The organism is Streptomyces sp. NPDC015125, from assembly GCF_043080045.1.
In the GTDB taxonomy this organism is placed as follows: Bacteria; Actinomycetota; Actinomycetes; order Streptomycetales; family Streptomycetaceae; genus Streptomyces.
Genome location: NZ_JBIBVF010000068.1, coordinates 1 through 1,080 on the forward strand (window position 1 = coordinate 1; position 1,080 = coordinate 1,080).

A 1,080-nucleotide genomic window follows, 5' to 3' on the forward strand; every position below is an offset into this window, starting at 1 on the left:
CTCCACCCGCACACCGGTCACGGACTCCACCCCGCGGGCCGCGCCCTCGACGACGAGCACGACCTCCACCGGCCCGGCCCGCCCCGGCACCCCGTCCGCCGCCAGCCGGTCCCGCAACCGCTCCGCGGCCCCGCGCCGGTCCCGCCACCAGCCGTCGGGCACCGAGCCGACCACGTTCGCGGCGTCGACGACCACGAGCAGGGACGCGTTCTCTTCCATCCCGCCAGGGTCGCACGCCCGCTCCGCTGGCCCGGGCCGAGCGCGAGGGCCGTACCCGACCGACACGGAGCCGACGGCCCCGCTTAGAGTGATGCGGTGATTGGCGACTGGCTTCTCCTCGGCCGCGACGGCCGCCTCAGTGTGTACCTCCCGTCGGGCGACGCCGCCCTGTGGCGCGCCGAACGCGCGCCCGCCGGCCCCTGGGAGGCCCCGCGCCGCATCGGCGGCGACCAGGAACTGCACCCGGGCGGCCTCGCGGCCGGCCGGGGCCCCGACGGCTACGCCCACCTGGTCGCCTGGCGCCCGACCGGCGCCGGCCGCTGTGCCCTGGTGCACACCACGCACTTCCGGCCGCTGCTCGCGCCCCTCGACTGGCAGCCGGCCGGCCACCCCAACAAGCAGGGCGACCGCACCGGAACCCCCGCCGTCGCGGTCGACGCGCAGGGCCGCGCCCATGTCTTCGTCCGCAACGGGGGCGGCGGCATGAGCATGGTGGCCCAGCAGGAGAAGGGCGGCTGGGAGCCGTGGCGGGACCTGAAGGGCCGCGGCGTCCAGGAGTCGCCGGCCGCCGTTACGACCGACTCCGGCCTGGTCCAGCTGTACGCGCCCGTCGAGGGCGGCATCCTGCACTGGAGCCAGGACAAGGCGGGTGCGCGACCGGTGCTGGGGGAGCGTCTCGACGCGGCCGTCCGCCCGGGCACCCTGCGCGCCCTGGCGACCTCCGCGGAGCACACCACGGTCTACTTCACCGACGCCGGCACGGGTGAACTGTGCGCCTGGCGCCCCGGCGGAAAACCCGTACCCCTGGTGGCCGCCGTCGGCCCCGGCCCCGTGGCCGCCGTCCGCACCGTCATCGACGGC

The 1,080-nt window shown here is 77.4% G+C and carries 1 protein-coding gene and 1 pseudogene; one reads left to right on the forward strand and one right to left on the reverse strand.

The features are described 5' to 3' along the window. A pseudogene (locus ACF088_RS41360) lies at positions 1-219 on the reverse strand (NTP pyrophosphohydrolase); the annotation flags it as partial. 96 nt (positions 220-315) lie between these two features. On the opposite strand from ACF088_RS41360, the gene ACF088_RS41365 reads away from it, so the two are divergent. Beyond that, positions 316-1,080 (forward strand): hypothetical protein (locus ACF088_RS41365; RefSeq protein WP_392381137.1); only part of this gene is annotated, 765 nt, incomplete at its 3' end.